Below are 2,642 nucleotides of genomic sequence, written 5' to 3'. Positions count from 1 at the left end.
CGCAGCAGTCCTGCGTGCGGTCACCCTCTGGCTCAAGCGGTTAGGAGACACGCCCTAGTCGCCGGTGGCGCCGTCGATGCGTTCGCGGAGCAGGTCGGCGTGGCCGTTGTGCCGGGCGTACTCCTCGATCATGTGCAGGTACACCCAGCGCAGCGAGACCGCCTCGCCACTGCGGCTGGTGCGGCCCCGGCCCAGGTCGTCCAGGGACCCGAACCCGTCCGCGATCTCCCGGCTGACCTGGCACTCCTCGGCGAACCGGGCGAACTCCCCGGCCACCGTGTCGGGCTCGTCGGCGTCCCGGCCCACGCCGTCGAAGTCCCCGTCCGGGTCGTCGGGCGTGCAGTACAGGTCCGGGGCGTCCTGGCCGGCCAGCACCCGGCGGAACCAGCCGCGCTCGACCTCGGTCATGTGCCGCACCAGCCCACGGAGGCTGAGCGACGACGGCGGCACCGACCGCTCACCCAGCTGCTCGGGGGTGAGACCGGCGCACTTGGTCAGCAGCGTGCCCCGCTGGTACTCCAGCCAGGCCCGGACGGCGTCGCGCTCGCCGTCGAGGAAGGGCGGGTCCACGCGCACCGGCGCGTCCACGAAGTCGTCCATGACCCCAGATCATGGCGGGCCGAGCGCTACAGCAGGGACAACCCCAACCGCTCGCTGAGCAGGTGCAGCGCCGCCCGGCCGGCCCGGGAGTTGCCGGCGGCGTCCAGTGGCGGGGACCAGGCGCAGACGCCGAACCGGTTGGGCACGTCGCCCATCACCGCGCCGCCCACCCCGCTCTTGCACGGGAAGCCCACGTCGTAGGCGAACTGCCCGGCCGCGTCGTAGGTGCCACAGGTCAGCATCACCGCGCTGACCCGCCGGGCCAGGGGCTCGGTCAGCACCCGGTCGCCGGTCCGTGGGTCCACCCCGTCGTGGGCCAGGAACCGGGCGGCCCGGGCCAGCTGCCGGGTGGTCACGGTCAACGCGCACATCCGCGCGAAGGCCTCCACCACGTCGGCCACCGGGTGGTGGAAGTTGTCGAACGACCTCATCAGGTGGCCCATCGCCGTGTTCATGGAGGCGCTGGAACGCTCCTCCTCGAGAACCTCGGGATCGATCTCGAGCCGCTCGCCTACCAGGTCGGACAGCAGGTCGGTGACCGCAGCCGTCGCTGCCTCGGCCGACCCGGTGGCGCCCACCAGCACGTCGCAGACGACGACCGCGCCCGCGTTGATGAACGGGTTGCGGGGCACGCCGCGCTCGCGCTCGAGCTGGACCAGGGAGTCGAACGGGTCGCCCGAGGGCTCTCGGCCGACCCGCTGGAAGACCTCCTCACCGACGCAGCGGAGCGCCGCGGTGAGTGCGAACACCTTGACCACGCTCTGCACTGGGAAGCCGACGTCGGCATCGCCGGCGACGTGCTCGGTACCGTCGAGCTCGCACATCGCCAGCGCGAACCGCTCGGGCCCGGCCCCGGGTGAGGCGACCTCGTCGTCCTCGGCCAGCGGCCGGGCTTCGGCGGCCACCTGGTCGAGGACGTCGGTGAGGTCGTCGGGCACGTCGTCGGGGGTGGTGGACACCCCTGGACGGTGTCACGGCGCGCCCGGCCGGGCTGGTTGAGTGGGTCCGTGCTGCGCATCGGTCCCCTGGACGTCCCGGACGGCGGGCTGGTCGTGATGGCGATCGTCAACCGCACCCCGGACTCGTTCTACGACGGTGGCGCGACCTTCGCGCTGGAGGCCGCGCTGGCCCGGGTCGAGCGGGTGGTCGCCGAGGGCGCGGACATGGTGGACGTCGGCGGGGTGAAGGCGGCCCCGGGCGCGGAGGTGGACCCGGCCGAGGAGATCCGCCGGACCGTGGACCTGGTCGCAGCCATCCGTGCGGCGCACCCGCAGCTTCCCATCTCGATCGACACCTGGCGGGCCGAGGTCGGCCGGGAGGCGCTGGCCGCCGGTGCCGACGTGGTCAACGACGCCTGGGGCGGGGTCGACCCGGAGCTGGCACACGTCGCCGCCGAGGCGGGGGCGGGGATCGTCTGCACCCACGCCGGCGGCCTCCCGCCCCGCACCCGGCCGCACCGGGTGACCTACGACGACGTCGTGGCCGACATCGTGCGGCGGACGACGGCGCTCGCCGAGGCCGCGGTGGCCGCGGGTGTGGACCCCGAGCGGGTGCTCATCGACCCCGGGCACGACTTCGGCAAGAACACCCGGCACTCGCTGGAGGCGACCCGGCGGCTGGACGAGCTGGTCGCGACCGGCTGGCCGGTGCTGGTGGCGCTGTCGAACAAGGACTTCGTCGGGGAGACCCTCGACCTGCCGGTGGACCAGCGGCTGACCGGAACGCTGGCGGCGACCGCGGTCAGCGCGTGGCTGGGGGCCCGGGTGTTCCGGGTGCACGACGTCGCCGCGACCCGGCAGACGCTGGACATGGTGGCCTCCATCCGCGGCGACCGGCCACCTGCCCGCACCACCCGCGGCCTCGCCTGAGGCCCCGCCCCCGGGATCAGGTGAGCTGATCCCGGGGGGACCCACCCCGCGGCCGGCCGTCGGGTAGGTGCCCACACGGTGGGGCAGGACGGCGGCAGAGCTAGTGCCGCGGCTGTGAACCTTCGCCCCGCTTCGGTGACACACCCGCTGGGGTCCTTGGCTTCGGGCCTGGTC

General features: G+C 74.0%; 3 protein-coding genes. 1 reads left to right on the top strand and 2 read right to left on the bottom strand.

The annotated features are described in order from the left end of the window. Positions 1-54: 54 nt before the first annotated feature. Positions 55-600, bottom strand: a complete 546-nt coding sequence (locus IN07_RS20020; protein ID WP_052091549.1) for a DinB family protein — start codon at positions 598-600, stop codon at positions 55-57. A 26-nt stretch (positions 601-626) separates the two neighbouring features. Then, entirely contained in the window at positions 627-1,559 is a 933-nt protein-coding gene (glsA, locus tag IN07_RS20015) for a glutaminase A (RefSeq protein ID WP_197058579.1), read from the bottom strand. 48 nt (positions 1,560-1,607) lie between these two features. Here glsA and folP point away from each other — a divergent pair, with 48 nt between their 5' ends. After that, entirely contained in the window at positions 1,608-2,468 is an 861-nt protein-coding gene (gene folP / locus IN07_RS20010; RefSeq protein WP_036339504.1) for a dihydropteroate synthase, read from the top strand. The last annotated feature ends 174 nt before the right edge of the window (positions 2,469-2,642 follow it).

Source organism: Modestobacter caceresii, assembly GCF_000761485.1.
Classification (GTDB): domain Bacteria; phylum Actinomycetota; class Actinomycetes; order Mycobacteriales; family Geodermatophilaceae; genus Modestobacter; species Modestobacter caceresii.
The sequence above is the reverse complement of the archived record's forward strand: the minus strand, read 5'-3'. Positions and strand labels throughout refer to the sequence as shown.

Coding starts and splice junctions, on each gene's coding strand:
- IN07_RS20020 (WP_052091549.1), bottom strand. CDS start 600: ATGGACGACTTCGTGGACGCGCCGGTGCGCGTGGACCCGCCCTTCCTC.